Here is a 25,239-nt window from a genome sequence, read left to right as displayed (position 1 = left end):
AATCCATTCAAGGCTATCAAAGGTCGCGTATTATACTAACTTGACATGCATTGCTCAAGACCCGAACAGATCCTTTTTAAGGATTTCGTGATCTTTTTTTGAACAGGGCAGCTATTTGAGTAATCAGAGCTGATTTAAGGTTCTAAAATGTGGGCGGAATGATAGCAGATTTAACGCAACTAACAACCTAAAATGTGATTCAAATCCATCCGCGCTCTGCAAAAGAGATAACTTCGCCATCTCCAACGACAAAATGGTCGAGAATTCGGATGTCCACTAGTGCCAATGCGTCGGTTAATCTGCGTGTAATTCGCCTATCTGCTTGGCTTGGCTCTGCGACACCGGAAGGATGGTTGTGCGCTAGGATTAAAGCGGCAGCATTATGATGAAGTGCCCGTTTAACCACTTCTCTCGGGTAAACAGATGCTGCATCGATGGTTCCTTCAAACATCACTTCATCCTTTATTACTCTGTTTTGGTTATCTAGGAACAATATGTAGAAGGCTTCTCGCTGGCGATCACGCAATATACTCGAAAGATACAACTTGGTGTGACTTGGGCTAGTTAGTGCATCCCCTCGAGATAAAGTCTCGGCCAAATAACGTTGCGTCATCTCCAAAACAGCCTGCAACTGGACATATTTCGCCTGCCCCATCCCTTTATGGGCACAAAACTCAGCCTCCGTTGCAGAAAAAAGATGGCGAAGCGAACCAAAATCTTTGATCAACTTGTCTGATAGCTCTAAAACATTCATTCCTTGTGTGCCCGTTCGAAGAAATATAGCTAACAACTCCGCATCACTTAAGGAGTCGGGGCCTCTACTCAGTAACTTTTCTCTTGGCATCGACTCAACAGGCATTTTACTTATAGGCATATAAAGGCTATCTAGGGTGATAAATACGATCCATCAGCCTAATCCGTTTGTCTACGGAGAGCTTCCACAGCGTTATAAAGAAGACTAATGCCTAGCAAAACCGTGTAATTGATAAGTTTGATAACATCAACTTGATGAGTGTCAAACCTGTTCCAATTCTGCTTCTAGGCACTAATCCTTTGTTCTGATATCGTTAGTCCCAGAGAAATTAAGGAACAGAATCATGCAAACATTGGTTAATCAACTGGATAACGCTGACCAACAAGGCCTAGCTGGAAAAAAAATCCTACTTGGCATTAGTGGTGGTATCGCAGCTTATAAATGTGCCGAACTGACTCGACGCTTAATCGAACGTGGTGCGCAGGTACAAGTCGTCATGACTAATGCGGCTAAGGAGTTCATTACTCCTCTCACCATGCAAGCTGTCTCTGGAAGGCCAGTGTCTGATAGTTTGCTTGATCCTGCTGCTGAAGCTTCCATGGGACACATCGAACTGGCGAAATGGGCTGACCTAGTCTTATTAGCACCCGCAACCGCAGACCTTATTGCGCGCATGACCGCAGGCATGGGTAACGACCTACTGACCACTTTGGTTTTAGCAACCGATGCGCCAGTTGCGGTATCCCCAGCAATGAACCAACAAATGTACAGCCACCCTGCAACTCAAGAGAACATCGCAACGCTAAAACGTCGTGGATGTGAAATCTGGGGTCCGGCAGCTGGTGAACAGGCCTGTGGCGATGTTGGTATGGGGCGTATGTTAGAGCCAATGCAACTGGTCCATCGTTGTGAAGACTTCTTCCAACCTAAACCTCTGACTGGCCGTTCGGTGTTAATTACTGCGGGTCCAACTCGCGAAGCGATCGACCCAGTTCGTTACATTACCAATCATAGCTCGGGCAAGATGGGTTATGCACTGGCTGAAGCGGCCGCGAAACAAGGTGCTACGGTAACTCTAATTAGTGGCCCTGTATCACTCGCGACACCAAATCAGGTTAATCGCATTGATGTAGACAGCGCACAACAGATGTTTGATGCCGTGAATGCCAATGCTGCTCAGCATGATATTTTCATCAGCTGCGCTGCGGTTGCTGATTACCGCCCAGAGACCATTGCAGACCAGAAGCTTAAAAAAGTCGATGGTAAAGATGACATGACCATTCAAATGGTTAAGAACCCAGACATTGTGGCTTCCGTTGCCTCAATGATCGAAGATCGTCCATTTACTGTCGGCTTCGCAGCAGAAACTCAAGATGTCGAGAAGTATGCGCGCGGAAAATTGGAAAGAAAGAACCTCGACATGATTTGCGCCAACGACGTTTCTGTCGAAGGCCAAGGCTTCAATACCAGTAGTAATGAGTTGCACCTTTATTGGAAAGGTGGCGATAAATCTCTACCTCTAGATAGCAAAAACTCTCTTGGTTTCCAGATCCTTAATCAGATCCAACAGCTTATTGACGTATAAACGCACAAATTTTACCCTGACAATACGCTGACACCTCTCGATTCTGTTGACCTAGGTCTTACAAAACTAGGAACAGAATTGAATGGTGTTTATAATCCTTCTTCACTCAATCCTCATCTTTAGGAAAGGAAGTAAATAGATGGCCGGTACTCGAAAATCAAACCGTCGTGAAGAAATCCTGCAAGCTCTAGCACAAATGTTGGAATCGACCGAAGGCGCTTCTCGTATCACAACGGTAAAGTTGGCCAAGCAAGTTGGTGTTTCTGAAGCTGCGTTATACCGCCACTTCCCAAGCAAAGCTCGCATGTTTGAAGGCTTGATCGAGTTCATTGAAGAAGCGTTGATGTCTCGAACCAACCGTATTCTAGATGAAGAGAAAGACACACTAGAGCGCATACGCCTAGTGCTACAACTTATCTTGGTTTTCTCAGAACGTAACCCAGGCCTGACTCGAATTTTATCGGGTCATGCTCTAATGTTTGAAAATGAACGCCTACGCGATCGCATCAATCAGCTTTTCGAACGTATTGAGACACAACTTCGTCAAATTCTACGAGAAAGAAAGCTTCGTGAAGGGAAGTCATTCCCGGTTGATGAAAAAATCTTAGCGGCTCAATTGTTAGGTCAGGTTGAAGGAAGTTTAAATCGATTTGTTCGCTCGGACTTCAAATATCAACCGACAGAAAACTTTGATGCTTATTGGGCTCTACTCAGCGCTCAGATTAAGTAAACTCAATATCTTAAGTGATGGTTATGACGACGAAAAACTCTCCTGCAAGTAGCACGGTACAACACGTTATTAATAAGCCACCTTTTACCCTAGCACTACTGCACCCTAAATATTGGGGAGTTTGGTTTGGCTTTGGGTTACTGGCTTTTATAGTCAACATTCTACCTTACCGAGTATTACTACTATTAGGCCGTTCGTTAGGTGCTCTTGGTGCCCGCTATGGAAAAAAACGCGTAGCGGTAGCGACACGTAACTTGGAATTAGCCTTCCCCGATAAGCCAGCAGATGAAGTCGCGGCAATGGTCAGCGAGAATTTTAAAAATACTGGTATGGCATTGGTTGAAACCGGTATTACGTGGTTTTGGCCAACATGGCGCTTCAAGCGCATCCTAGTTGATAAAGATACCGAAGTTCTTCGTAGTCATCAGGCTAACGGTAAAGGCGTTCTACTATGTTGTGTTCATGCCTTGAATCTAGAGATCACAGCCCGAGCAATGCCGATCTTGGGTATTCCTGGCCTAGGTGTTTATCGCCCGCATAACAACCCAGCTTATGAGTTCATTCAATACCGCGGTCGAACTCAAAACGGCAACCGTCTAGTTCACCGTAAAGACGTAAAACGTATGATCCGAAGACTGCGACAAGGTGAGACCCTTTTCTACCTCCCTGATCATGACTACGGTCGCAATAAATCTGTATTCGTACCTTTCTTTGCAGTAGAGGATGCAAGCACCACCACTGGAACCAGCATTTTGGCTTACACCAGTCGATGCGCGGTCGTTATTGGGTCTGGCTTTAGAAATGCCGACGGTAAATATGAAATCATGGCCGACGAATCAATCGAAGATAACTATCCGCAGAAAGATGAAAAAGCGGCAGCAGCGTATATGAACCGCTATCTTGAGAAGATTATCTTAAGAGCCCCAGAGCAATGGATGTGGCTACACAAGCGCTTCAAAACCATGGAAGATCCAGAAGCGGAAAAAGGCATTCGTTACAAGTAAACGAGCCTTGTTCTGTCCAATAAGATTTAAGTAAAAAAATGCCCGAAAGAGTTTCATCTCTCGGGCATTTTTCTTTTTTTAAACTCTAAACAGAGGGAACTAAACCATTAGGTTCAACTTCTTCAGTTTACGAATTAGATTCCGTATTGAGCTCGGTACGCTTTTACTGACTCAAGATGTGCTGCGTCTGTGCCTTTCTCTTCAAGAAAAGTCACTAAATCAGTCAGGCTAACGATTGAGATAATCGCACAACCGAAGTCACGCTCTACTTCTTGAATCGCAGACAACTCACCTTTGCCCTTCTCTTGACGGTCGATAGCAACAAGCACACCCGCTAAATCAGCGCCGTTTGCTTGGATGATTTCCATCGACTCACGAATCGCAGTACCAGCAGTGATCACGTCATCAACTAACATGATGCGACCTTCAAGTTCGCTACCCACTAGGTTGCCACCTTCACCGTGGTTTTTCGCTTCTTTACGGTTGAAGCAGTAAGGCGTGTCCACATCATGGTGATCCGCTAGTGCAACCGCTGTTGTTGTTGCGATTGGGATGCCTTTGTACGCAGGGCCAAATAGTACATCGAACTCAATACCTGAATCTGCTAATGCTGCTGCGTAGAAGCGACCTAAGCGTGCTAGATCACGACCTGTATTAAACAATCCAGCATTAAAGAAGTAAGGGCTCTTACGGCCAGACTTTAAAGTAAACTCACCAAACTTAAGTACTTCTTTCTCTAGTGCAAATTCAATAAATTCACGTTGATATGCTTTCATGTTTTTCCTCTACGTTTATTCAATAAAACTTAACTTACGCTCTGCACTACCCTTTCGAGTTTTACAGACAAAAAAATAGCCCCCAAATTGGGAGCTATTAAAAACTATTCTGCTAACGCCGACTTCTGCGCTTCGACGATATCGGTAATGCCCTTATTTGCCAGGGCTAAAAGCTGCATCAGCTCTTCGTGGCTGAACGGTTCGCCTTCTGCGGTGCCTTGAATCTCAATCATCTTACCGTCTTCCGTCATTACAACGTTCATATCGGTATCGGCTGCTGAGTCTTCAACGTACTCAAGGTCACACAGTGCTTGTGCACCAACGATGCCCACTGAAACTGCCGCTACGTGGCCTTTCATTGGGTTCTTCTTCAGTTTGCCGCTTGCTAGTAGGCTGTTGATAGCATCAGCCATTGCAACGCTTGCACCTGAGATAGAAGCAGTACGAGTACCGCCGTCTGCTTGGATAACATCACAATCGACAGTGATCATGATTTCACCCATTACTTTCAGGTCAACAACAGCACGTAGGCTACGAGCGATCAGACGTTGGATTTCCATCGTACGACCACCTTGCTTACCGCTCGCCGCTTCACGACGGTTACGAGTGTGCGTTGCACGTGGCAGCATGCCGTATTCAGCCGTTACCCAACCCTTTCCTTGGCCTTTCAACCAACGCGGTACGTTTTCTTCTACCGTCGCATTACATAGAACTTTAGTGTTGCCGAACTCAACTAATACAGAACCTTCAGCATAAGCAGTGTAGTTACGAGTAATTTTAATTGGACGAATTTGATCTACAGCGCGGTCATTTGGACGCATTGGTATCTACCTTATTAACAGTCTGAAGTGATTTACTATCGAAAGAGTGCATCACCTAAGAAAGGGGTGAGACAGTTTTGATTGGGGCAAGATTATATAGCAGTTTATCTTTCAAATCTATTTACCATTCAAAGTGGCCTACTACTTAAGGCGACTTACGACTCAAAGATACTTACCGTGAAGGCTATTTATAACGGAAAATCGACAAGCTTCGGGAGCACACCATATCGTGATACTATGCGTGCGCGTTATTTTCAGAATGATAAAAGACAGGAAAATTCGATGATTTATAGTATGACCGCGTACGCGCGCAAAGAAGTAAAAGGCGATTGGGGTACAGCAGTATGGGAAATCCGTAGTGTAAACCAACGCTACCTAGAAACTTACTTCCGTATGCCTGAACAGTTCCGTGGTTTAGAGCCAATCCTACGCGAGCGTTTCCGTAAGCGTCTAGCTCGCGGCAAGGTTGAATGTAACCTACGTTTTGAAGCAAACCCAGCAGCGAAAGGCGAGCTAAGCATTAACGAAGGTTTGGCTCAGCAAGTAATCAATGCTGCTAACCAAGTAATGACGATGACAGGTGAAGACAGCCGTTTGAACCCATTCCAAATCATGAACTGGCCTGGCGTAATGGAAACGCCAGAGCAAGACATGGATGCCATCAACAAAGATCTACTTGAAGCATTCAACGATGCAATCGCAGAGTTCATTGACGCTCGTGCTCGTGAAGGCGAAAACATGAAAGCGCTCATCGTTCAGCGTTTAGATGCAATCACTGAAGAAGTCGTTAAAGTTCGTGCACGCATGCCTGAGATCCTAGAATGGCAACGTGAGCGTCTTCTTACCAAATTTGAAGATGCGAAGATTGAACTTGAAGGTTCTCGCGTTGAGCAAGAGCTTATCCTACTGGCTCAGAAGTCAGACGTAGCAGAAGAACTAGACCGCCTAGACTCTCACGTGAAAGAAGCGAATGTAGTATTGAAGAAAGGTGGCGCCTGTGGCCGTAAACTTGACTTCATGATGCAAGAGTTCAACCGTGAATCAAACACGCTAGCATCTAAGTCTATCAGCACAGACATCACAGCATCGGGCGTTGAGCTTAAAGTTCTTATCGAACAGATGCGTGAGCAGATCCAGAATATAGAATAGAATCCAACCAAATCCTCACCAATCTACAAGGCCCTTATTTAAAAGGGCTTTTTTTATTTCTTTGTATGTTCACGTCCATAGAGATCTACTAAAAGCCAAGAATAAATGGGGAGTATTATGGGTGGCACTTTGCAATTCACTCCCCAAAATAGTATAAAAACCGAAAGTACTCCCCATATTTTGTAATAGTAGATCAAGACAATTGCATTTATCCCCATAAATTCAAGGAGATCGAGATGAGTAATCTCAACGTCAAGCGAGTCAAGAAATTAATAAAAGACAAAGAAATAGGTCGTCATGCTGGTGGGGGTGGTTTCTATCTTATGGTCCCCAAAGTTGGTCAAGCATATTGGATGTTAAGATACACCTTTTTTAAGAAAAGAAAGGAAGTGACTATTGCTAAGGTAGATGAACTTTCTCTTGCTGACGCAAGATTAAAAGCCGCAGAGCTACGAAAACAAATTAATGAAGGAATCAATCCAATTGCTGAAAGAAAACGAAGCAAGCAGGCCGATATACATATAGTTGATGATCTTTTTATAGACTGGTACAAAGATTTAGAAAAGAGGTTAAAATATCCAAGTATTCCTAAACGTATCTATCTAAAAGAGATCGCGCCTCAAATAGGGCAGTACACGTTGAAACGAGTTACTCCTTTGGATATTCGCAACATCATCCAAATAGTCGCAGACAGTGGCCGTCCAACCACAGCCAATGACACGCTAATGTACTGTAAACAGCTTTTTAGGCACGGTATGAAGATCGGTGTAATAGAGTCGAATCCTGCGCTAGCATTTTCTAACTATGACGCTGGTGGTATTGAAGAGAGCCGAGATCGAATCTTAGAACTGGAGGAGATTAAACATATTTTCTCTGTATTCCATGAAAATATTTATAGTTTTAATAAAGACAACTACCTAGCCTGCGCTTTACTTCTTTGCCTTGGCATTCGTAAATCTGAACTAACCGAGGCGAAGTGGGCTGAGTTCGACCTTGATAACGCTTTATGGCATTTACCAGCGGAGAGAAGCAAGTCAGCTACAGGTTTTACAATTCCTCTACCGAAACTTTGCGTACTATGGTTTCAAGAGCTACTTGTACGTGCTTGTGGCTCAGATTATGTATTTCCCAATAGAAGGAAAAGTAAAGTTCCTCACATGGGTAAAGACACGCTTAACAGAGCTATTTCAAAGCTATTCGGACGCGAAGCAGGCCGCAAAATTCAACCACCAAACAGAATGGGTGACATTAAACATTTCGCTGTCCACGATTTGCGTCGAACTTGCCGTAGCCTACTCGCTTCAATGAAAGTCCCAAGCCATGTTGCCGAACGTTGTTTAAATCATAAACTTAAAGGTGTAGAAGGCATCTATGACCGATATGATTATCTTGAAGAACGTAAAGAAGCGCTAGAGAAAGTCACTACTCTGGTAAAAGACTATATCGCGACTGATCCGCACCAGTAGTTTTGGACACTGAGTTAAGTGAGTACAATCACTAACGAGGTGAATAATGACAACTAAGAAAACACGAATCAAACATGCTCCTGAATTCAAAGCCGAAGCGCTTAAGTTAGCAGACAAAGTCGGTGTCGCTGCTGCCGCACGACAGTTATCGTTATATGAATCTCAAATCTATGGATGGCGTAAAGCCGTCAAAAAGAACGCGAAAATCAGCGATAGAGAAAAAGAACTCGCAACTGAAAATGCCAAACTCAAACGATTATTGGCTGAGCAAGCTGAAGAGTTAAATATCGTAAAAAAGGCAGCCACCTACTTCGCAAAAAATCTAGGGATTGCTATGAGTTTATACTCGATCACCTGATTTAATATAGGATTGTCCGTATGGCTAAGGTATTTGGGGTTTCTCGAAGTGGGTTTTATTATTGGATTGATAATCGCCATAAAGTCACTTAACGCAACGAACACCGAAAGCGGCTTGATAGCAAAGTTTGAGAAGTCTTTGATGATAAAATTTAACTTGATGCCCATAAGACTCCCACCATCTTGCCAACCAATGAGCACCACCACAAGCTTCCATCGCAACAATAACTGGTTCATGAACTGATAATAATTGAAGTGATTTTTGTCTGTTAAGCTTCTTCCTGAAGACTTCTTTACCTGAATAATCATGGCGATAATATGGAATGTATTTTTTCCTAAATCGATGCCAATAACGCGAATAGTAGTCATGATAGTCACCTTTATTTAGCTGAACCTCACAATGTTAAGTTTAGCGTGTGGGTGGGACGTACCATCTTATTAACGTGCTAACCGTCTTTGCTAAATTAGCTATTCTCGAATAACTATAGGGGTGGTGAGCAACCTAACTCAGAGTCCAAAACTGCTAGGTACGGAGCAGTTTACAGGTTTTAGTTACAACTCTTCGACTCTCTTACCAACTAGTACAGCTTGCCCAGCAATGCTGACGAGTAATTGTGTATCAGTTTTCTCCACTGACACTAGTACTCGGCCGGGTTTTCCTATTGCCAATCCCTGATAACCCCAAAAGCATACTTTCGAGTTAAACTCAATCAAACTGTGCTGAACAAGATACGCTCCTACTGGGCCATTGGCATTGCCCGTTACAGGGTCTTCGTTAATCCCAATTGCAGGGGCAAACATTCGTCCGTAAGTAATAGGTTTTTGCTTGCTCCCCTCTAAAACAAAGGGAAAGAATCCATTGCAGCCTATCTCACCACTGAGCGCTTTTAACTTCTCGTTATCTGGGTTTAATCCATCAAGCCTCTTTCTGCTAAGCATAGGAACCATAACCTTGGAATGACCTGTCGAGACAATTTGTATTGGCAGTTCAGCAAAATCACTCACACTAATACCTAGGGCATTTGCCAACCCATTCCGTTGATTTTGGTCAAATGGCGGTAGAAACTCCACGCGGCCCTGAGTCATTTTCACCAAGATATCATTTGGATTACCCGAAATTGATACAGGTAGATTGCCTGCCCCTGTCTTCGCTATTAACGGATAGTCTGATAGGTGCCCAGTACTTGCTCGCAAAAAATGAGTGGCTATGGTCGCGTGCCCACATATTGGGACCTCCTTGGTCGGGGTGAAGTATCGAACATATACGTCATGGCTTTGATCTTTAGGTGACAAAACAAAGGCCGTTTCTGAATAACCCGCAAATGCAGCGATGTGTTGCATCTCCTGAGTGGTAAGACGGTCTGCATCTAAAACAACTCCTGCCCGATTTCCTGTGTTAGGTTCGGTGGTAAATGCATCAACCACATAAATGGTAACCATGGCACAATTCCTCCTTTGCTAGCATAGTGATTTCAGCGATAGCTTCCACCATCACCAAAAATCTTGTTTAATCGCTGCAGCACATATTACGGCTCTTGCAGGTTTATGCTCACCCATAAAATCGGCAAACGTTTGATCTTTTATTGGCCAGTACGTTACATCTGTAAAAGATAACCTTACCAACGCAAGACTGTGTAGTGTACCGCCTGTCGTTTGAGTAAACGCTAGATTGTTATTTAAAACAGAACGAGCCTGCCTTTCAACCTCTTTCGTCATGTCTTTTTTTTCAACACTTACCGCAGTATCTGAAAGTTGTTCAGATATGTACAATGTATTACTTATTAAGGTAGCGGTGTTTTTCAAGGTAGTTGTCATCATTTGGTTGTTTAGCGCAGAAGCGGTGTCAATGAATCCCACTTTGTGATTTCCTTAGTAGTTCTTGTTTTAATGGTATAAATAGAAATCTCGTGGATACTATTTTTTATTGCAAATACGTTTCGGGTTGTTCGAGTGGAAACTCCCAATCAATCTAAACCAAGATCCCGTTTCATGTGCTCACTAAGCTCAGATGTACTTGGTAAATTGATGTTACTTTTTTTGTGGCGAGCTCTCATCTCATCTCCAAATAATGTAACAAACACTTTTGTGTAATACTGGATAACACAATTTATCAGGTTATAAAAAAACTCGTGATAAAATAGATATTTCTTTTTATTTTGACATTCTGCTTTCATAGTTTACTTCTCTAATTTAATTAGGTTATAGATAAATATTAAAAAATAATATTTTCTATTATTAGAAAGGATTTTGATGAACACTAATGAACTTTTAATTTACTAAACTCTTAAAACTCAGAATTTCAAATGAGTCTAATTAATAATTAAAATATCACTTTCATCCTCCGACGAAAGCTAGTTATACTAAACAGGCATTTAAAAGACAACGTGACTCAGAGTTGCAAATAGGTAACAATCATGGAATTGATGAACAGTGAACTAATCTGCTTTGCGGCAGTTTGTAAGAACCTTTCCTTGACGGAGGCTTCAAAAGAGCTTGGAAAATCGAAGGCTCAAGTAAGCCGTCAACTGACATCCTTAGAAAAACAGCTTGGGGTTACGCTCGTTCACCGAACAACAAGAAAACTCGTTCTGACTGATCATGGCGAAAGCATCAAAGAGCTTGCCATCGAAGCTTTAGATAATTTACAAGAATTGAATTACAGAGCAAAATCACTGAGTGACTGCATTAGTGGGAAATTTAAAATAACAATGCCTAATTCAATAGCCTCATCTGTTTTTGGTGAAGTTCTTAAAGGTCTTCAAGATCGATATCCTGCTGTTAACTTTGAAATATCATCAAGTAACAACATTGAGAACTTATTAGAAAGCAATGTAGATATGGCAATTAGGCTTAATAACGTTGTTGATGACACATTGATTGCACATAAAGTAGCAAATTATAACGATGTTTTAATATCAAAAATCGACAACACTAAAAATAAAACTTTACTCATCTATAAAAACCATTCGAGCAAAGAGTTGATAAAAAAGAATTATAATGATGTCATTGAAGTTGATAATACATCTATTTTAATGAACTTTGTTGCTAGAGGAGTCGGTGTTGGCGTCATTCCAAATTATCTCCTGAAAGATAACCATATAAATAGACATATCCATATTACGGAATTTTTCGATACGGAAAGAACGATGTATATCGCTTACCCTTATCAAAATCCACTTCCGAGAAAATTGGCCGAAATTTCAGTTTTCATTAGAGCAGAATTGGATAGTATTTTGAGTCGATAAGTTGCCATTGATTATATAAAGTACGGCACCAAAACCACTCTGACATTTTAAAACCAAAGCTCAGAAGGTGAAGGTTGTAGGTTAGATGGTTAGTTTTTGTAAGATGAAATTTATCTTTTTAACACGTGATGAAAAACTGGCTAAACACACTTTTGGGCAAAAATCATTTAGAGTAACGAATCAATGAAGTGTGTTCACCAAGCGATCCGATCTTGTCCTCCTCTCATTCTAACTCCATCAGCTTTCCTCTCTAGCCAGATACCCCTTAGACTAACAAGCCACATGCTCCCGTAGGATCTGACTACAGCCTTCCCTTATCCCTTCACTCTCCAAACCAAAAATATTCAGGCATATGTCATCAATGTGAATACCCATAATTGATTCCGACAGGAGCCTGAAATGAATCCCAAAACTTCCGATTACCAAAAACAGCAACGCTATCAGGAAAACGAAATCCTAGAGCATGCCGCTGAGATACTCGCTACGCGCTATGTGCGTGGTGATGCCCTAACCAAACCCGAAGCGACTAAAGAGTATGTCCGCTGCAAACTCGGCAGCTATGAACGTGAAGTGTTTGCTTTACTGCTACTGGATAACCAAAACCGACTGATTGAGTTTAAAGAGCTCTTTCATGGCACCGTCGATGCCGCCAGTGTCTACCCAAGAGAAGTAGTAAAAACTGTGTTGGAAGTGAATGCAGCAGCGGTAATTATGGCTCACAACCATCCTTCTGGTGACTCTACCCCCTCACAAGCGGATAGACGTATAACCGAAAGACTCAAAGACGCTTTAGCGCTGGTGGATGTGCGCGTATTGGACCATATCGTAACGGGCGAAATCTGCACCTCATTTGCTGAGCGAGGCTGGTTATGATTGAACAACACTATGGTGATATCAGTATCAATGATGCACTGCTCTCGTCACTAGAAAGTCTTCTTACTGATCATACACTACCTGAACAGGCTGAGAGACTGGTACTGAACTGCCATCAAATGAGTTACTACCGCCACCGCCAAGGATTGCACCCTATAGAGATACAGCTCAAACGAGAGTCAATCTCAGAGCCTTGGTTCATCGTGTTCTTTGCAAGCTTTTCTTACCCTAATGACAACAGTACTTCAGTAGAACCGGAGCTGTACTTTCACCTTACTAATCGTTGGTTCTATCAACCCGATACAGGAACAACGGATTTATCTCACCCAGAAGTGCAAGAGGTGCTCTCTGCTTGGGTGAATGCATTGACTCGCCACCTAACCCGAAACGTCTTTGATAACGTGCAACTCTCGTTGGTCAGCTCGTTTAACTAACCCCCTACCTACTTTCTGATTTATCCCTAAACAAGGAGGACTGTCGATGTCCCAATTAGCCTTTACGTCATTACCCCTGCCTGTTTCTAAGAAGCTGTATGCGTTGCTTAATGAGCGTTACTCGGCTCATTTACTTAACAATGAAACGCTCTCCACCAGCCGTCATGTGGTCTTTAACTTTCGTGATAAAAGTTACAGTGCTGATGCTGGTGGCTTTCACCCTGTCGAAATTTCTATTTACCAATCTTCAACAGGAGAATGGTGTGTTGAGTACATCACGGACTTTGCTTATATGGGGAACTACTACCCTGAGCTTGAGCGGAATTTGGATTTTGACTTTCGCGATCGTCAATGCTTTGCCAGCTACCACGGCTGGTTTTCAATGAAAGATAAGCGTGAGGCTGTCGAGCTGTATCAATTGTGGGAGAGTAATTTTCTCGCATACGTCGAGATGGAGGCATTCGACGATATTACCCTTACCCCGCAATAACTCATGACTTCCCTTCTTATACAAACCATCAAACTTATCTCTGCCCTCATCACGTTACTTTCTCTTTCTCCTTTCTTTGGTGCCATAGGAACCCTAACGACTTTAGGCTTTCTGGTGGTACTGCTGATTGGGTTACTGGTAGCCATCTCAGAGCTGAGAGATAAAAACAACCATCGATAATGTTAATCGACTCACGCTTTCGCTAAGCCGATTGATGGCGCTTTAACCGTTGGACATTATGTGTCGAACCCACCTCTATTCTCCCGACATTAAATGTCCGACTCCGGTGTGGAGCGCTATGTATTGAGAGAGTAGTCATGAGCAATAAAACCAGCATTGAAGGCTTATCTGCTTTGCTGCACACGCTGATGCTTATTCCTCAACATCGATGGATCACCGTTAGGGAGTTGCAGCAGCAGTTAGCCCTAATCGATATCCACCGCACCACCCGCAGCATTAAACGCTACCTCGATGACATCATTGTGGAAGTGTTTAACGTAGAGTGCGATTCGATGAGCATGCCCCATGTTTATCGGAAAACCTCAGAGCAATTACTGACGTTCAATAAGCAAGAAATGCTCTATTGGCAACTGACCAACAAGTACTTACAGCCGCTTATTCCTGATGCACTGAATTATGGACAGGGTCGGTCCTCGGAGAGAGACAAACCCTTACGGAATAAGGCTTCAGCCATTTCAAAAGAACGACTTTGGCTAAGCAAAGTACACCTCAACCTACCTAATACGAGAAGCTGGAGTAACAAGCAGAAACAAGTCTTAGGGTCAGTCCATGAAGCATTACTTAACAACCGAATGCTGAAGGTCTCTAGCCAAGCTTTGCAGAAAGAGCAAGCGCTCATTGAACCACTGGGACTCTCGGTTCAGTGCGACGCGCTCTTGCTGCTCTTTCGGTTATCCGACCAACATCCAATACACACCGTTGCCTTACCACTCATTGATGAGGCCAGTGTATCGACATTTTCATTTACCTATCCCTCTAACTTCAATGTTGAGCAGTTCATGCTGGCTCACGAAGGAGCAGGCTACCCAGAATTACACTCACCAATGAGGAGAGTAACCCCATGACAAAAATAAAACGTCGACTAAACCAATCGGTTCGATACGCAATCACGATAGCCCTGTTTATAGGAGCAACAGGATGCACTGAGCAAGAAGAATCTCCTGAAGCCGTTGCGGATATAGAAGTATCGATCTCCACCAACTCTCATTGGGGAAGCTTAGTCTTTGACCTACAAGCCATCACCAACAACACCGTCATCACCGACGTTGTAATTAACCGAGGTAATTGTCGTATTCCTGCTGGTACGGCCTCAGAGCTATCTAGAAACGTTTCATTGAAGTTCGGTGAAACCTACACGGGATACAGCAACAACTGCACTGTCGATAACGTGAAAGAAATTGAAGTCACTTCAACGGCTGGCACCTTTGTTTACACCTTCTAAACCGAAAGCAAAACAACTCATCTATCTATCAACACCAATAAGGATCGAATATGAAAAAATCATACGTACTCATCGCGATTGCATTGAGCTCATCTCTAAGCGTTTCATCAATGGCAAACGCTGCGCTCGGTGGAACACCAAACATCTCTAAGGAGCACCTGGAAAAACACTGGAATGGAAAACAAGGTCCTCAATCCACTCTTGTCGCTGGAGCTCTTCTGCATTGGACAGCCGATGCGTGTGGAAAGCTTAACGGTCAGGTCTCCGATAAGAATAAATGCTCACCAGAAGTTGAGCAAACTTCTAACTAATCCTACAACTTTCTTTTTAAAATTATAGTGAGAATCACACCATGAAAAACATTACAACAAACACACTTGTTCTACTGGCTTCCCTAGCATCACCTTTTGTTTTGGCTCAAGGTGGTGGATCGCTTGGAGGTAATCCATCGGTAGAAACGGGAGCGGTTAACGTCAGTGTAGGCAAATGCACTCAATACAAGCTGGATGTGAAAGCAGCCCTAAACGCAGGTAAACAGGCATCGTCGGTTGCGATACCTAAAGGCTGTGAAGCCATCAAAGAAAAATAGTGCCACCAGCAAAGGCTCAAAATGATAATGGGGAGCGAGATTGCTCCCCATTCTTTTTTGCTTCTGGACATAGCTTCTTATTTAAATACCTCTCAACAATACTATTCCCATTAGCTGGCAATTTCACTTAATTCAAATAGCACTTAGTAATCATCTGATTAACATCATGTTTTTAGTGACCACCACTGATATACTTACGTTTAAATTTTCATCACGTAGTCAATAAATCATGCTTCGCTATTTAATTTTAATTCCTCTTTTTATTTTAAGTGCCTGTACGAGTGGTACTACCAATATCACAAATGAACAAACTCTAAACTCTGATGAAGCCTATGAAAAAGGATACATCGCGCTTAGCCAAAAGAAATATAAGGCTGCTTATGCAGAATGGCTACCCTTAGCTGAGAACGGAGATGCTCAAGCACGGTACTCTATAGGCTGGATGTATAGTAAAGGACTGGGTGTTGAAAAAAGTGTCGCGAAAGCTTTAGATTGGTACGTTAAGTCAGCAAACCAAGGTTTTGTAGACGCGCAATATAGTGCTGGGCGAATCTACCTTTATTCTCTTCAACAATACGAGGATGCATTTACGTATTTTAAGTTAGCAGCAGAAAATGACGAAAATAAAGCGCAGTTTTATTTGGGTTTAATGTACTACCGTGGCGATGGCATTAGCAAAGATCTAAAAAAATCAGCACATTGGTTCTTACAATCAGCAGAGAAAGGCAATAAAGATGCACAGTTTTACATTGGTCAAATGTATGAGCTAGGTGAAGGTGTCCTACAAAATGACAAATACTCTCTACATTGGTTTAACTTAGCCTCAAAGAATGGACAGCAAGACGCACAGTATAAGCTTGCTGTTATTTACTACCTGGGGAAAATTGTGCCTAAAAATGATGTTACAAGCTATATGTGGTTAAACATCAGTCAATACAACGGAAAAGATATTCAAAATATGAAAGGAATAATATTTGATGACTTAAGCCAAGCTGATATTGATGAAGCTCAATTCAGATCAATAGAATGTGTCGAATCCCTGTATGAACACTGCAATTGGTAATTTTTGGTACGCAATCAGAACTATGCTGTAATGGTTTATACTCGCGGCTGTTTCCATAGCTCGAAAATAAAAACATTCCCTTCGTTAATATCCGAGGCTACGGTGATGAGAATGAGAATTTAAATTTTTACTTAGTTATAGCACGCACACTAGGAATGAGTGTTCGATAGGCAAAGTGTGAGCTTTTACTCTCAGTTACGTTTCCGTTGTATTTTTCTCACCCTATATTTTCACTAAATGTTTGAACTTCCCATATCATAACGCTCGACTCAACTGACGCCTAAAGAAAGGTCCTTCACCTACCGAGCGCACTATTTTTCTCAAGATCAACACACGCAATCTGTAACAGAGAAAAGTATCACCAACTTGCCCTACATAATCACCAAGCACACGACCAATGACTACTGCTGCAACACAAACTCGTGGGCCAATCGCAGCAAGAAGAGCAGCATCAAAAAACGTCTCATCATGGGATACAATTGCGGAACCGTTCCAAGTTCGAACCATATCCCTACTCACAAGAAGACTATCCCATTCTTTGGCTAATTTAACCTGCTGAAAGATATCAAGAGGTACTGGAATGACGGTAGTAAGTTCTTCGGCTGAACAGGCACCAACGATTGGCATAGTGTCTTTGCTCAACTTACCTGTCGTTACATCGGCTAAAAATAAACGTTGTTCCGGTAGCACAGAGCACAGCGCTCGCAACATTAATTGCTCATCCACTGACTGGCCAACCCAAACAACATAATCGCCATCGCATTCGAGGTTCTGATAGCTCTGCAATATGGGCAGTCCTATATGGCCGGCTAACCATGGCCATAAGTCTGGATCATTAATAAGATCACATACCCCCCTAAACCAATTACTACGTAGAGCATCTCCCTGCTGCGTACCATAATTATTTAACGGACCGTAAGTCAACGGGTCACTCAGCTCTACTACCCGCTTCTTTTCATCTGGCGCAAGAAGATAATTCAAAATGCCAGCAGCTGCGCCTCCTGTAACAAAGTGAGTCACCTTACGAAGGGTCATGACTAAACTCACTTATCATATCAGCACATCGTCTCTCTATTCTCATCATCGATCCTTGTCTGCTACCAACTGCTAATCACTTATCGAGCTCCATAACCTTAGAATTCATAAGTTGGTTTACTCTATTGTTTCTATTCCCCGGTTAGACGAACAAATATACGTAGGAACGCAACATTTACCACGTTTTATCAAGGTCTTTTGCATAAAGCAGAATGGCTCGCTGGTAACTTTTGATTTTCTTACTCTCAGTGGTTGATACCAATAACTTAATTAGTAACGCCGTTGCTTCTTTGTGTCGTTCTAAGTTGTACAAACACATGGCATAGAACGGCTGTACTTCCAGTGAATCAGGGTATTCAGCAATGGTTCGCTCAAAATACTCTAACGCTTCAGTGTATTTACCCAAACTGCGATAAGTACTTGCCAACCCAAACAGAGCGTCAAAACGTTCAGTTGTTGAAAGCTCCCCTTCCAATGCAAGATGATAATGTATAAGCGCTTGCTTCTCTTTGCCTTCATTATCATAAGACCAAGCCATGTGTAAATTTGCTTTGGCTACATATTGACTGTCACCCAATAGCGTACGCAGCAAAAGCCGAGACGCATGATAATTTCCAGCCTCTCTAAGAGCGATGGCTTCGTTAATAATGGTTTCCATGTGCTCTCCTCTACAATTGACTAATTAGAATGTATTTTATGAACACTCTGCGTTAACTCTCAAATCGTCTCACGACAAATTATCAATGATAATGATAAAATCTTAAACTAGATGAATAAATAGTAATAAAGGAGTCCAATGTTTATAAGATTTATTGCCAGTATGGAAGAGGAAAAGCGACTCCAGCATACTCATGGTATCATTACCCAAGCACAAATTATGCTTGTCGACGGACTGATCCTTTACGATTACCATCAGGTGCATATTAAAGAAATTTTCACTCAACTTAATGAATCACTACCATGCCCACCATTCGACTCAAAGTCATGGCCAGACAATGCTATCTCTTGGTTTTTAGACTCAAGCGTCAAACATATATCACTCATGCATGAGCTAAAATATATATTAGAAGAATATGATACAAAAGTGGCGATATTACATTATTCAGACGTAGGCACCATTTTATACAGAGATGACTTTCAAGTGGTTGCTAAGTCTAGCCTCTTATGAAAAACAAGATAATATATTGATAATGATATGAAACCTCTAAGAATATATACCCTCGCAAGTTAAAATGAGAACTGCAACCCAAGCTCATAGCTCACTTCCGCCTCATCACGCTCTGCATATTCTAAATTTGCAACTAAGCCAAACACTGAGCCGAATTGAAAGACGTTATTCCACTTAAACTCATCTCTTGCTAGATCTAAGAAATCATGCTGATAGGAAACTCCCATCAACCAATGATTAGCTATTTGTTTTCTAACCATCGCTTGACAGTATGTTCCACGCTCGGAATATGGTGAACTGTAATCACTATCAGCACGATAGTTTACTGCTCCACAGGATAAAGAGCTTGCCATTGCCCCTCCCAAACGCCCAATGAGTCCTCCGCCAGCTTGCCAACTATCTACCTCCGAACTAAATCGAGTGAGAAAGTCTGCTCTTCCTTCAACGAATACGTAGTCAAAAACTTGAGCACTGACATCTAAGTATAACCCTCCCATCGTCTTATTCTCTGTATTGTCATACTTATCGTTAAGGTAAGGTTTTAACGCTCCCGACTTAAAACTAGCTCCTTTATAACCAAATCCTATATGAGAAAAATTATCAACAACCTCACTTGATGCAAAGCTTGAACACGAAACTAACAACATCAGAGGAACAACTTTAGTTATCATAATACGATATCCTGTGGCACTTTTTTGAAATGAAAATTTATTCTGTACATTGCATATTGACAGCAACATACGGAAATAAACTGTAACAAATCAATATGTAACATCCGATAAATTTAAACGCAAACTATGCGTTGCGTTCACATTTCCATCGTTGTCTTAAAGCATGTTTAAATTCTAGTGCCAATCCTATCTAGGCTGTCATACCAATTCAAAACATGGCTAGTCAGCATTTCCCCTGTGAAAGCGTTACTCGTAGACAGCAGCCACTTCAACGTCCCATAGACGATATAGTCTGAATACATGGGCGCATCGCCCGATAAGTATCGTGTCTTAGCTAAATAAGATTCCAGTACTCTCATTTTTTTGAGTAAGTCGGCCTTTGCTAACTCTTGGTTGTTGCTTTGTACATTTTCTAAGCTGTCCTGAAAGTGTTTCTCTCTAGAGGAACGAAAGTAATCTTTATCGCGACCTTTAAGCTTGCAGTAAATGTCGAAGATGGCAATTTTGGCGATGTCCGAATGTAATGATGCTGTCCACTCATGGAAAAAAAGTGCTATTAAACGCCCTTTTTCACCGCCAAATAATGAAGGTGATTCAGGGTAGTGGGCCTCAAGATAATCAGCGATGTTAAACGAATCAGAGAGCACCGTTTCACCATCTTTGATGGCGGGGAGTGTAGAAAACTGCGCCTTAAACTGAGCCTGAATGTCGACAAAAGAAAGCTCAGTGGTATCAAACGCTATATTTTTGTGTATCAAGCACATTTTCGTTCGCCAACAATAAGGACTGAATTTTAAGCCATCGTCCCCACACAGTTCGTAAAAAGTGATCATAGGTGTCTTACTCCGAGAGTTGCTAAATAGGTGTATTGGTTGTGCTGGGCACAGTATGTTCAATCTTGGTCGCGGTTCTCAGTCGAGATTAAGTGGCTTCTTTAACTGCTAGAATACCTGCGGCTCCCAGCAGTAAAGCACCACTTCCTCTGGTCACAGCGGTAAGAGATAGTCGGCTCGCATCAACAATCCGTCTGGCCGAAAACGCATAAAACATCACTAAACTGAAATCAAGCAACGCCATGGTTGGGCACATCACTAAGAGTTGAGGGAATACGGGTAAGTCGGGGTTGATGAATTGCGGGAAAAAAGCCGAGAAGAATAGGATGGCTTTGGGATTGCCAGCCGCGACTAAAAAGCCAGAGTAAAACAACTTTTTGTTTGAGGCCTGTAAATCTGAGTTGTTGAGGTTTAAGTGCTCAACTTGTGCTGGTTTAGCGAGGAGTATTTTTAGCCCCATGTAAACCAAGGTGATCACACCAAAGACTTTGATGACAGTAAATACCACTACCGAATTGGCAAGGATGACACCTAAACCCAAGGCGACTAACACCATTTGAATAAAGTTAGCTGAGATGTCCCCAAGGGCGGTATATAGCACGCGTTTGTGCCCATATCTGAGAGCATGTGCAATACCTAAAAATATGCTAGGCCCTGGTGTCGCGGTAAGAATGAGCGATGCCGCGACAAAGCTGAGCCAAAGGTGAAAGTCCATTTTTATCCTTAATTATCCGTTAAACACTGCAAATCATATCGCTACAGATACACTACCATACCAGCGATTACTCCAACCACATATTGACCAGAGACATTACGCCCATATTGTTCGTTTCTGTGCCATACAAGTTGTCCGCTCGAGTCACGGTGAAATGATTGCGCCATAGAGGGCAATAATAATAGTTCTGGATAAGCCAATCCTCCGCTCGATACAGTTTGTGCAAAAACTCTTGACTGTTGTTACTTTCCTGCATAAACATATCAATAAATGTCAATAGGCTTTGTTTTCCACGTTCAGGCAAGCAGAGACTATACACATTACTGCAAAGGAGCCATTCGTAATATTGAAATGTCAGGTCGTCACCAAAAACGTAACAGTCATAGGAGATATCAATAGCAATGTCTTGAGACTGTCCTTGAATACATACCTGCCAAACAACCCCTTTTTGAGATAACTCATCGAGCAAAGGCTGTAACTCGCTCATATGACTGTCTATCACTTCAATTACCACCGGACGAGTCGGCAGTTTCATGTCGTGATTGAACAAGTGAAACCCCTTATCTTGATGGCAATCCATCACGCTATTCGCCGCTCTTTTTTGGCTACCAAGCGTAAAACGTCGACTATGATGAACAATCCAGGCTCTTTCTTGAGCGGATAATGCCCCTGCATGATGATGAAACTGTAAAACAGTACATCCGCTGCGATCGATTTTTTGTGGCTGAGTAGGTTGGGATTCGCAATAGAGCAGTTCTGCCACGTGCATAGGCGCTTGAGGTTGGGCATCACTACACCAAAATTCTACTCGTTCAATATGGGCACCAAAACCAAAATAGTGGTTATTGCGAACTAAACTCCAATATTGTTTTTCCAAACTTTCGACTCGATATACCCCACACCCAATTGGTTTTGAAGCCTGGTAATCAAAAATTGCACTGTGTGAGTCGGCTAACAAATGCAGGAAAACTGGGTCAGATTGACGCATAGAGAAAATGACCCACTGCTTATCTATGTCAATAGCCTCTACATGACGAAATAGAATTTGATATGGATGTGGAGTACTAAGGCGCATTTCTATATTTTTTTTTACAAGTTCCGGTGTCAGCACTTCTCCATTGTGCATCATTATGTCATTACGGATGCGGAGACGGATTTGCTTGTCACTGTAATGAAACTGGTGAGCGATATGAGGCACGATCTCATTCTGAATAGGGTTATATCGAACTAAGGTATCGAAGACGCTTTCGACCAATAAAATAGAACGAGCGGACTGCGCCAAATGAGGGTGCCATTCAGGCAGCACATAAGGGACTAAATACATTAAAGTATTCTGCTTCTTTAATTCCTGCTGCGCGTCCCCTAACCAGAGAGGTAAGTGATCTTGAAACAGACGTACTTCGCCAAATTGAGTGGCTAGTCGAAATGCCTGATCCATTCTGCCAGAGCGAGCCATGCGCTCTAACTGAGCCAGCAGTGAGGTCTCAAAACTTTTTAATAGCGTCAATTTCGAGCGATGACCACGGCCCTGACCCGAAGCCCAAAGGATAAGCCCAAAGTTTTCAAATAAAGCCATTAGCTTACTCACGTACCTTTCTGAACAGGCCAGAATTTCAGCAAGGGAGACAATATCAACATCATAAGTTTCATTGCGAGAAAAATGTTTCTCGAGTTGCTTTAAACGCTGCAGATGACTCGTAGATAACAACTGAGAAGCTACCATGTCAACCTCAAAATCATGTTCATTAGATACAACGGATCCCTCTGAAATATGGCGACTTAACTTAAAGTTGTCCTCTTATAATGCCACGGGACGTGATTAATAAAGGTGGGTAATCTGACCGACTAGGAATCCCACCAAGAAAACTATCCCAGGCAAGATCGGACGGCTTTGGCTTTGGCTTTGTATTACCGTCATCGTTTGTTCTGGTTCCAGTAAGTAGTGTTTGGCGTTTAAAGTATAGAATGTGTAGTCTAATGGATTCATTGTTTTACTCACTAATAATGGCTCATGTGTTCATTATCAGCGAACAAACCCGAAATAATAACGCTCTCTTTACTATAAACAGTTCACCTTTTAATTAATGAAGTACAGCTCTATTTTTGCTAACTGCCACCAAACAAAATAATTCAACAAGCATGTCGAGGCAAGTTAATCCCAGTCACATGCAATATTAGCAATCGACTCTACATCTTCATCAAAGTAAACGTAAGCAGACTTACAACTATCTTCCATAAGTTAAAGTCGCTTTGACACGTCGACTCAACAAAGCGTAACTTTTCGCTGGTGCTGAGAAAGAGTAAATGTAACGTCTGCGCAGCGGTACGCTAGATTGTAGTGTCCTAATATCGTTCTATTTATAAATCATACAATCCTTATCTACATCATGATCACTATCATCGTCAATGTCGAGCCTGAAAAAACACCCCAATTGCAGCCATTGAATGCTTCATCTTCAGGTATATGTTATCTATAAAAACGCTTAACGCTACCCTAAAGACAAATCACCGTTCCTAGGGATAAAGCAAAAATACGACCGCACAGCCTGCTAGCGGTTTGCCAACAAACTGTGCTCTATCTTCTTACTCGGCTTCTGCCGCTTCAACAGCTAACAAGTCTGCCATGTCATTACCTTTATCACCTGAATGAGCTTGACCTTAAACACCTCTACGTATTTCTGTGAACGCAATTCGTCGATTTGTTGCCATAGATGACGGTTCTTAACTGGCTTCTTATCTGACTTACGCCAACCTTTATCCTTCCAGTTATCTAACCAACCGTTATAACCCTTCACACAAAAGTCACTGTCTGAGTAGATGACATCGCCATCCTGCGCATACTCTAGACCTTCGATTAAGGCCATTAGCTCTAATTTTGCATTGGTGGTACTGCGTCTGATAGTGATGCTATCTTGATACTCTAGTTCACCGTGCTCATTAAAGGCTGCAATACCAATCCCACCCTGTGTGCATCCGTGTTGATTGTTTGGTGCTGCGCCATCTACGTAAATTGCAAAACTCATTTAATTTCTCTCTCTAATTGAAAAGGGAGCCTTCGAGGGCTCCCTGTTGATGTGGTCAGTATGTTTTCTGCTACTTGGATTATTCTTGGCTCTCTCGCAGTGCTAGACGCTGTTCCATCCATTCTTCGATTTCACTCTCCAGCCACGCTACTGCTCTTCCTCCCAATGGAATGGTTTTAGGAAAGACTTCTTCATCCATAAACTTGTAGATAGTTGAACGGCTTAACCCTGTTGCTGCGATTACGTCTTTTAGTCTTAAGAATCTCATTGGGAATGCTCCTGTATTTTGTATATACCCATGAGATAAGCCACCGCTGTAAAAAAGTGCGGTGAGGTTAACCCTCGCTAGAGCCAAAACAGTAATGCTCTTCTTGCCATGCCTCAGCTAGACGGCTCATGCGGTGAAATACATTGTTCTTTACTACGCTACTTTTGCTCTTGCAGCGCGTCCCTAAGCCGTAGTTACCTCGGTCGTTAAATAATACCAATGAACGCTCTTTGCCTTCGTAGTGGCTCTGTACAGCCTCTTGCCATGCCTCTTTAAGGTGGTTGGCTAATTGATTACGTTTATCCCAACAGATAGCGGAGCCAAAGTACTGGTTGTAATCAAGCAAGAGTATGACTTGGTAATTGTGTGAGGGGGATTTATCGGCTCGCTTACGCCACGAGTAATAGAGTGAGTCTGTATTAAGTTTCTTTTTAAGCTGGTGGATGTAGTCATTGATGATGGTTAAATCGGTGTCTGGGTGGTCTTTAGGAAGGTATAGCCCCAAATGCATGACTAACGTGAACTCAAACTGCTCTAGTGCCTGTTCAAAGAGGTTGGTCATACTCGTAAGGGCGGATTCATACAGCCCGTGCTCACTGTAGATCACTGGATAATCGTTAAAGGTGGTGGAATGGGTTATTGCTGGTGTATGGGGAGTGGGGGGCATGAGACAGTGATCCGCACCAGAAGTTTTGGACACTGAGTTAAGTGAGTACAATCACTAACGA

29 protein-coding genes and 3 pseudogenes are annotated in these 25,239 nt (G+C 42.5%); 16 read left to right on the top strand and 16 right to left on the bottom strand.

What is annotated here, in order from left to right:
• Positions 1-199 precede the first annotated feature (199 nt).
• Positions 200-874, bottom strand: coding sequence for a DNA repair protein RadC (radC, locus tag ACED59_RS17695; protein ID WP_012603038.1), 675 nt, complete (start codon positions 872-874; stop codon positions 200-202).
• A 223-nt stretch (positions 875-1,097) separates the two neighbouring features.
• On the opposite strand from radC (ACED59_RS17695), the gene coaBC reads away from it, so the two are divergent.
• The 3 genes from coaBC (at position 1,098) to ACED59_RS17680 (ending at position 4,073) form a co-directional block, all read left to right on the top strand.
• Positions 1,098-2,339 (top strand): bifunctional phosphopantothenoylcysteine decarboxylase/phosphopantothenate--cysteine ligase CoaBC, encoded by a 1,242-nt coding sequence (coaBC, locus tag ACED59_RS17690; RefSeq protein ID WP_017097391.1) that lies wholly within the window; start codon positions 1,098-1,100, stop codon positions 2,337-2,339.
• 139 nt (positions 2,340-2,478) lie between these two features.
• Positions 2,479-3,069 (top strand): nucleoid occlusion factor SlmA, encoded by a 591-nt coding sequence (gene slmA / locus ACED59_RS17685; RefSeq protein WP_017097392.1) that lies wholly within the window; start codon positions 2,479-2,481, stop codon positions 3,067-3,069.
• 23 nt (positions 3,070-3,092) lie between these two features.
• Entirely contained in the window at positions 3,093-4,073 is a 981-nt protein-coding gene (locus ACED59_RS17680) for a Kdo(2)-lipid IV(A) acyltransferase (protein ID WP_029223859.1), read from the top strand.
• A gap of 134 nt (positions 4,074-4,207) precedes the next feature.
• On the opposite strand, the gene pyrE is transcribed toward ACED59_RS17680, so the two are convergent.
• Entirely contained in the window at positions 4,208-4,849 is a 642-nt protein-coding gene (gene pyrE, locus ACED59_RS17675) for an orotate phosphoribosyltransferase (protein ID WP_004735727.1), read from the bottom strand.
• Between the two features lie 104 nt (positions 4,850-4,953).
• Positions 4,954-5,670 carry a ribonuclease PH gene (gene rph / locus ACED59_RS17670; RefSeq protein ID WP_017097394.1) on the bottom strand — a complete coding sequence of 239 codons (717 nt, stop codon included), beginning with the start codon at positions 5,668-5,670 and terminating at the stop codon, positions 4,954-4,956.
• Between the two features lie 282 nt (positions 5,671-5,952).
• Here rph and ACED59_RS17665 point away from each other — a divergent pair, with 282 nt between their 5' ends.
• From ACED59_RS17665 to ACED59_RS17655, 3 genes and pseudogenes are all read left to right on the top strand, one after another.
• Positions 5,953-6,819, top strand: a complete 867-nt coding sequence (locus ACED59_RS17665; RefSeq protein ID WP_009847984.1) for a YicC/YloC family endoribonuclease — start codon at positions 5,953-5,955, stop codon at positions 6,817-6,819.
• 236 nt (positions 6,820-7,055) lie between these two features.
• On the top strand, positions 7,056-8,285 hold the full coding sequence (locus ACED59_RS17660; protein ID WP_305368220.1) for a site-specific integrase: 1,230 nt from the start codon (positions 7,056-7,058) through the stop codon (positions 8,283-8,285).
• A 46-nt stretch (positions 8,286-8,331) separates the two neighbouring features.
• A pseudogene (locus ACED59_RS17655) lies at positions 8,332-8,732 on the top strand (transposase); the annotation flags it as partial.
• A gap of 37 nt (positions 8,733-8,769) precedes the next feature.
• Here the strand turns inward: ACED59_RS17655 and ACED59_RS17650 are convergent.
• The 3 genes and pseudogenes from ACED59_RS17650 to ACED59_RS17640 all read right to left on the bottom strand — a co-directional run.
• Positions 8,770-9,011: pseudogene (locus ACED59_RS17650) on the bottom strand (IS110 family transposase); the annotation flags it as partial.
• 183 nt (positions 9,012-9,194) lie between these two features.
• A complete protein-coding gene (locus ACED59_RS17645; protein ID WP_017098431.1) occupies positions 9,195-10,082 on the bottom strand; it encodes a PhzF family isomerase in 888 nt (295 codons plus the stop codon).
• 51 nt (positions 10,083-10,133) lie between these two features.
• Complete coding sequence (locus tag ACED59_RS17640) at positions 10,134-10,499, bottom strand: RidA family protein (RefSeq protein WP_017098430.1); 366 nt, start codon at positions 10,497-10,499, stop codon at positions 10,134-10,136.
• A 557-nt stretch (positions 10,500-11,056) separates the two neighbouring features.
• Between ACED59_RS17640 and ACED59_RS17635 the strand changes: the two genes are divergently transcribed.
• The 9 genes from ACED59_RS17635 to ACED59_RS17595 all read left to right on the top strand — a co-directional run bounded on the left by ACED59_RS17635 (position 11,057) and on the right by ACED59_RS17595 (position 16,798).
• Complete coding sequence (locus tag ACED59_RS17635; protein WP_371705033.1) at positions 11,057-11,887, top strand: LysR family transcriptional regulator; 831 nt, start codon at positions 11,057-11,059, stop codon at positions 11,885-11,887.
• 399 nt (positions 11,888-12,286) lie between these two features.
• Positions 12,287-12,760 carry a DNA repair protein RadC gene (radC, locus tag ACED59_RS17630; RefSeq protein WP_017098427.1) on the top strand — a complete coding sequence of 158 codons (474 nt, stop codon included), beginning with the start codon at positions 12,287-12,289 and terminating at the stop codon, positions 12,758-12,760.
• Entirely contained in the window at positions 12,757-13,194 is a 438-nt protein-coding gene (locus tag ACED59_RS17625) for a DUF2787 domain-containing protein (protein WP_371705034.1), read from the top strand. The genes radC (ACED59_RS17630) and ACED59_RS17625 overlap by 4 nt, the downstream gene beginning before the upstream one ends.
• 46 nt (positions 13,195-13,240) lie before the next feature.
• On the top strand, positions 13,241-13,684 hold the full coding sequence (locus ACED59_RS17620; RefSeq protein ID WP_017098425.1) for a DUF2787 domain-containing protein: 444 nt from the start codon (positions 13,241-13,243) through the stop codon (positions 13,682-13,684).
• Between the two features lie 317 nt (positions 13,685-14,001).
• Positions 14,002-14,769 carry a hypothetical protein gene (locus ACED59_RS17615; protein ID WP_017098424.1) on the top strand — a complete coding sequence of 256 codons (768 nt, stop codon included), beginning with the start codon at positions 14,002-14,004 and terminating at the stop codon, positions 14,767-14,769.
• A complete protein-coding gene (locus tag ACED59_RS17610; protein ID WP_017098423.1) occupies positions 14,766-15,146 on the top strand; it encodes a hypothetical protein in 381 nt (126 codons plus the stop codon). Before ACED59_RS17615 ends, ACED59_RS17610 begins: the two co-directional genes overlap by 4 nt.
• 50 nt (positions 15,147-15,196) lie before the next feature.
• Complete coding sequence (locus tag ACED59_RS17605; RefSeq protein WP_017098422.1) at positions 15,197-15,457, top strand: hypothetical protein; 261 nt, start codon at positions 15,197-15,199, stop codon at positions 15,455-15,457.
• Between the two features lie 41 nt (positions 15,458-15,498).
• Complete coding sequence (locus ACED59_RS17600) at positions 15,499-15,735, top strand: hypothetical protein (protein WP_017098421.1); 237 nt, start codon at positions 15,499-15,501, stop codon at positions 15,733-15,735.
• 229 nt (positions 15,736-15,964) lie between these two features.
• Positions 15,965-16,798, top strand: coding sequence for a tetratricopeptide repeat protein (locus tag ACED59_RS17595; RefSeq protein WP_017098420.1), 834 nt, complete (start codon positions 15,965-15,967; stop codon positions 16,796-16,798).
• 255 nt (positions 16,799-17,053) lie between these two features.
• Here ACED59_RS17595 and ACED59_RS17590 read toward each other — a convergent pair whose 3' ends face one another.
• Both ACED59_RS17590 and ACED59_RS17585 read right to left on the bottom strand, forming a co-directional pair.
• On the bottom strand, positions 17,054-17,833 hold the full coding sequence (locus tag ACED59_RS17590) for a DUF3658 domain-containing protein (protein ID WP_017098419.1): 780 nt from the start codon (positions 17,831-17,833) through the stop codon (positions 17,054-17,056).
• A gap of 175 nt (positions 17,834-18,008) precedes the next feature.
• Positions 18,009-18,491 carry a M48 family metallopeptidase gene (locus ACED59_RS17585; RefSeq protein WP_017098418.1) on the bottom strand — a complete coding sequence of 161 codons (483 nt, stop codon included), beginning with the start codon at positions 18,489-18,491 and terminating at the stop codon, positions 18,009-18,011.
• Positions 18,492-18,629: 138 nt separating this feature from the next.
• On the opposite strand from ACED59_RS17585, the gene ACED59_RS17580 reads away from it, so the two are divergent.
• Positions 18,630-19,001: a hypothetical protein gene (locus tag ACED59_RS17580; RefSeq protein WP_017098417.1), complete on the top strand. Its 372-nt coding sequence runs from the start codon at positions 18,630-18,632 to the stop codon at positions 18,999-19,001.
• A 59-nt stretch (positions 19,002-19,060) separates the two neighbouring features.
• Here the strand turns inward: ACED59_RS17580 and ACED59_RS17575 are convergent, their stop codons facing one another.
• From ACED59_RS17575 to ACED59_RS17540, 8 genes and pseudogenes are all read right to left on the bottom strand, one after another.
• Positions 19,061-19,672, bottom strand: coding sequence for a hypothetical protein (locus ACED59_RS17575; protein WP_017098416.1), 612 nt, complete (start codon positions 19,670-19,672; stop codon positions 19,061-19,063).
• 167 nt (positions 19,673-19,839) lie between these two features.
• On the bottom strand, positions 19,840-20,505 hold the full coding sequence (locus ACED59_RS17570) for a glutathione S-transferase N-terminal domain-containing protein (protein ID WP_017098415.1): 666 nt from the start codon (positions 20,503-20,505) through the stop codon (positions 19,840-19,842).
• 88 nt (positions 20,506-20,593) lie between these two features.
• Positions 20,594-21,220: a LysE family translocator gene (locus ACED59_RS17565; RefSeq protein ID WP_017098414.1), complete on the bottom strand. Its 627-nt coding sequence runs from the start codon at positions 21,218-21,220 to the stop codon at positions 20,594-20,596.
• Between the two features lie 67 nt (positions 21,221-21,287).
• Complete coding sequence (locus ACED59_RS17560) at positions 21,288-22,943, bottom strand: SgrR family transcriptional regulator (protein ID WP_017098413.1); 1,656 nt, start codon at positions 22,941-22,943, stop codon at positions 21,288-21,290.
• A 96-nt stretch (positions 22,944-23,039) separates the two neighbouring features.
• On the bottom strand, positions 23,040-23,207 hold the full coding sequence (locus tag ACED59_RS17555; RefSeq protein WP_371731368.1) for a hypothetical protein: 168 nt from the start codon (positions 23,205-23,207) through the stop codon (positions 23,040-23,042).
• Between the two features lie 596 nt (positions 23,208-23,803).
• A pseudogene (locus ACED59_RS17550) lies at positions 23,804-24,243 on the bottom strand (ribonuclease HI).
• A gap of 79 nt (positions 24,244-24,322) precedes the next feature.
• Positions 24,323-24,511 (bottom strand): AlpA family transcriptional regulator, encoded by a 189-nt coding sequence (locus ACED59_RS17545; RefSeq protein WP_029223996.1) that lies wholly within the window; start codon positions 24,509-24,511, stop codon positions 24,323-24,325.
• 67 nt (positions 24,512-24,578) lie between these two features.
• Positions 24,579-25,178 (bottom strand): inovirus Gp2 family protein, encoded by a 600-nt coding sequence (locus ACED59_RS17540; RefSeq protein WP_029223995.1) that lies wholly within the window; start codon positions 25,176-25,178, stop codon positions 24,579-24,581.
• Positions 25,179-25,239 lie beyond the last annotated feature (61 nt).

It is taken from the genome of Vibrio sp. FF266 (assembly GCF_041439695.1).
Taxonomy (GTDB): domain Bacteria; phylum Pseudomonadota; class Gammaproteobacteria; order Enterobacterales; family Vibrionaceae; genus Vibrio; species Vibrio tasmaniensis_A.
This window is presented reverse-complemented; position numbering and strand designations above follow the sequence as displayed.

What these genes read in the sequence shown, in the direction of transcription:
- ACED59_RS17615 (WP_017098424.1), top strand. Translation starts at nt 14,002, where the DNA reads ATGAGCAATAAAACCAGCATTGAAGGCTTATCTGCTTTGCTGCACACG.
- ACED59_RS17555 (WP_371731368.1), bottom strand. Translation starts at nt 23,207, where the DNA reads ATGAATCCATTAGACTACACATTCTATACTTTAAACGCCAAACACTAC.
- pyrE (WP_004735727.1), bottom strand. Translation starts at nt 4,849, where the DNA reads ATGAAAGCATATCAACGTGAATTTATTGAATTTGCACTAGAGAAAGAA.
- ACED59_RS17575 (WP_017098416.1), bottom strand. Translation starts at nt 19,672, where the DNA reads ATGATAACTAAAGTTGTTCCTCTGATGTTGTTAGTTTCGTGTTCAAGC.
- ACED59_RS17665 (WP_009847984.1), top strand. Translation starts at nt 5,953, where the DNA reads ATGATTTATAGTATGACCGCGTACGCGCGCAAAGAAGTAAAAGGCGAT.
- ACED59_RS17590 (WP_017098419.1), bottom strand. Translation starts at nt 17,833, where the DNA reads ATGACCCTTCGTAAGGTGACTCACTTTGTTACAGGAGGCGCAGCTGCT.
- slmA (WP_017097392.1), top strand. Translation starts at nt 2,479, where the DNA reads ATGGCCGGTACTCGAAAATCAAACCGTCGTGAAGAAATCCTGCAAGCT.
- radC (WP_012603038.1), bottom strand. Translation starts at nt 874, where the DNA reads ATGCCTATAAGTAAAATGCCTGTTGAGTCGATGCCAAGAGAAAAGTTA.
- ACED59_RS17595 (WP_017098420.1), top strand. Translation starts at nt 15,965, where the DNA reads ATGCTTCGCTATTTAATTTTAATTCCTCTTTTTATTTTAAGTGCCTGT.
- ACED59_RS17620 (WP_017098425.1), top strand. Translation starts at nt 13,241, where the DNA reads ATGTCCCAATTAGCCTTTACGTCATTACCCCTGCCTGTTTCTAAGAAG.
- ACED59_RS17580 (WP_017098417.1), top strand. Translation starts at nt 18,630, where the DNA reads ATGTTTATAAGATTTATTGCCAGTATGGAAGAGGAAAAGCGACTCCAG.
- ACED59_RS17545 (WP_029223996.1), bottom strand. Translation starts at nt 24,511, where the DNA reads ATGAGATTCTTAAGACTAAAAGACGTAATCGCAGCAACAGGGTTAAGC.
- ACED59_RS17585 (WP_017098418.1), bottom strand. Translation starts at nt 18,491, where the DNA reads ATGGAAACCATTATTAACGAAGCCATCGCTCTTAGAGAGGCTGGAAAT.
- ACED59_RS17625 (WP_371705034.1), top strand. Translation starts at nt 12,757, where the DNA reads ATGATTGAACAACACTATGGTGATATCAGTATCAATGATGCACTGCTC.
- coaBC (WP_017097391.1), top strand. Translation starts at nt 1,098, where the DNA reads ATGCAAACATTGGTTAATCAACTGGATAACGCTGACCAACAAGGCCTA.
- ACED59_RS17680 (WP_029223859.1), top strand. Translation starts at nt 3,093, where the DNA reads ATGACGACGAAAAACTCTCCTGCAAGTAGCACGGTACAACACGTTATT.
- ACED59_RS17600 (WP_017098421.1), top strand. Translation starts at nt 15,499, where the DNA reads ATGAAAAACATTACAACAAACACACTTGTTCTACTGGCTTCCCTAGCA.
- ACED59_RS17560 (WP_017098413.1), bottom strand. Translation starts at nt 22,943, where the DNA reads ATGGTAGCTTCTCAGTTGTTATCTACGAGTCATCTGCAGCGTTTAAAG.
- ACED59_RS17635 (WP_371705033.1), top strand. Translation starts at nt 11,057, where the DNA reads ATGGAATTGATGAACAGTGAACTAATCTGCTTTGCGGCAGTTTGTAAG.
- ACED59_RS17570 (WP_017098415.1), bottom strand. Translation starts at nt 20,505, where the DNA reads ATGATCACTTTTTACGAACTGTGTGGGGACGATGGCTTAAAATTCAGT.
- ACED59_RS17660 (WP_305368220.1), top strand. Translation starts at nt 7,056, where the DNA reads ATGAGTAATCTCAACGTCAAGCGAGTCAAGAAATTAATAAAAGACAAA.
- ACED59_RS17565 (WP_017098414.1), bottom strand. Translation starts at nt 21,220, where the DNA reads ATGGACTTTCACCTTTGGCTCAGCTTTGTCGCGGCATCGCTCATTCTT.
- rph (WP_017097394.1), bottom strand. Translation starts at nt 5,670, where the DNA reads ATGCGTCCAAATGACCGCGCTGTAGATCAAATTCGTCCAATTAAAATT.
- ACED59_RS17540 (WP_029223995.1), bottom strand. Translation starts at nt 25,178, where the DNA reads ATGCCCCCCACTCCCCATACACCAGCAATAACCCATTCCACCACCTTT.
- ACED59_RS17645 (WP_017098431.1), bottom strand. Translation starts at nt 10,082, where the DNA reads ATGGTTACCATTTATGTGGTTGATGCATTTACCACCGAACCTAACACA.
- ACED59_RS17610 (WP_017098423.1), top strand. Translation starts at nt 14,766, where the DNA reads ATGACAAAAATAAAACGTCGACTAAACCAATCGGTTCGATACGCAATC.
- ACED59_RS17605 (WP_017098422.1), top strand. Translation starts at nt 15,197, where the DNA reads ATGAAAAAATCATACGTACTCATCGCGATTGCATTGAGCTCATCTCTA.
- radC (WP_017098427.1), top strand. Translation starts at nt 12,287, where the DNA reads ATGAATCCCAAAACTTCCGATTACCAAAAACAGCAACGCTATCAGGAA.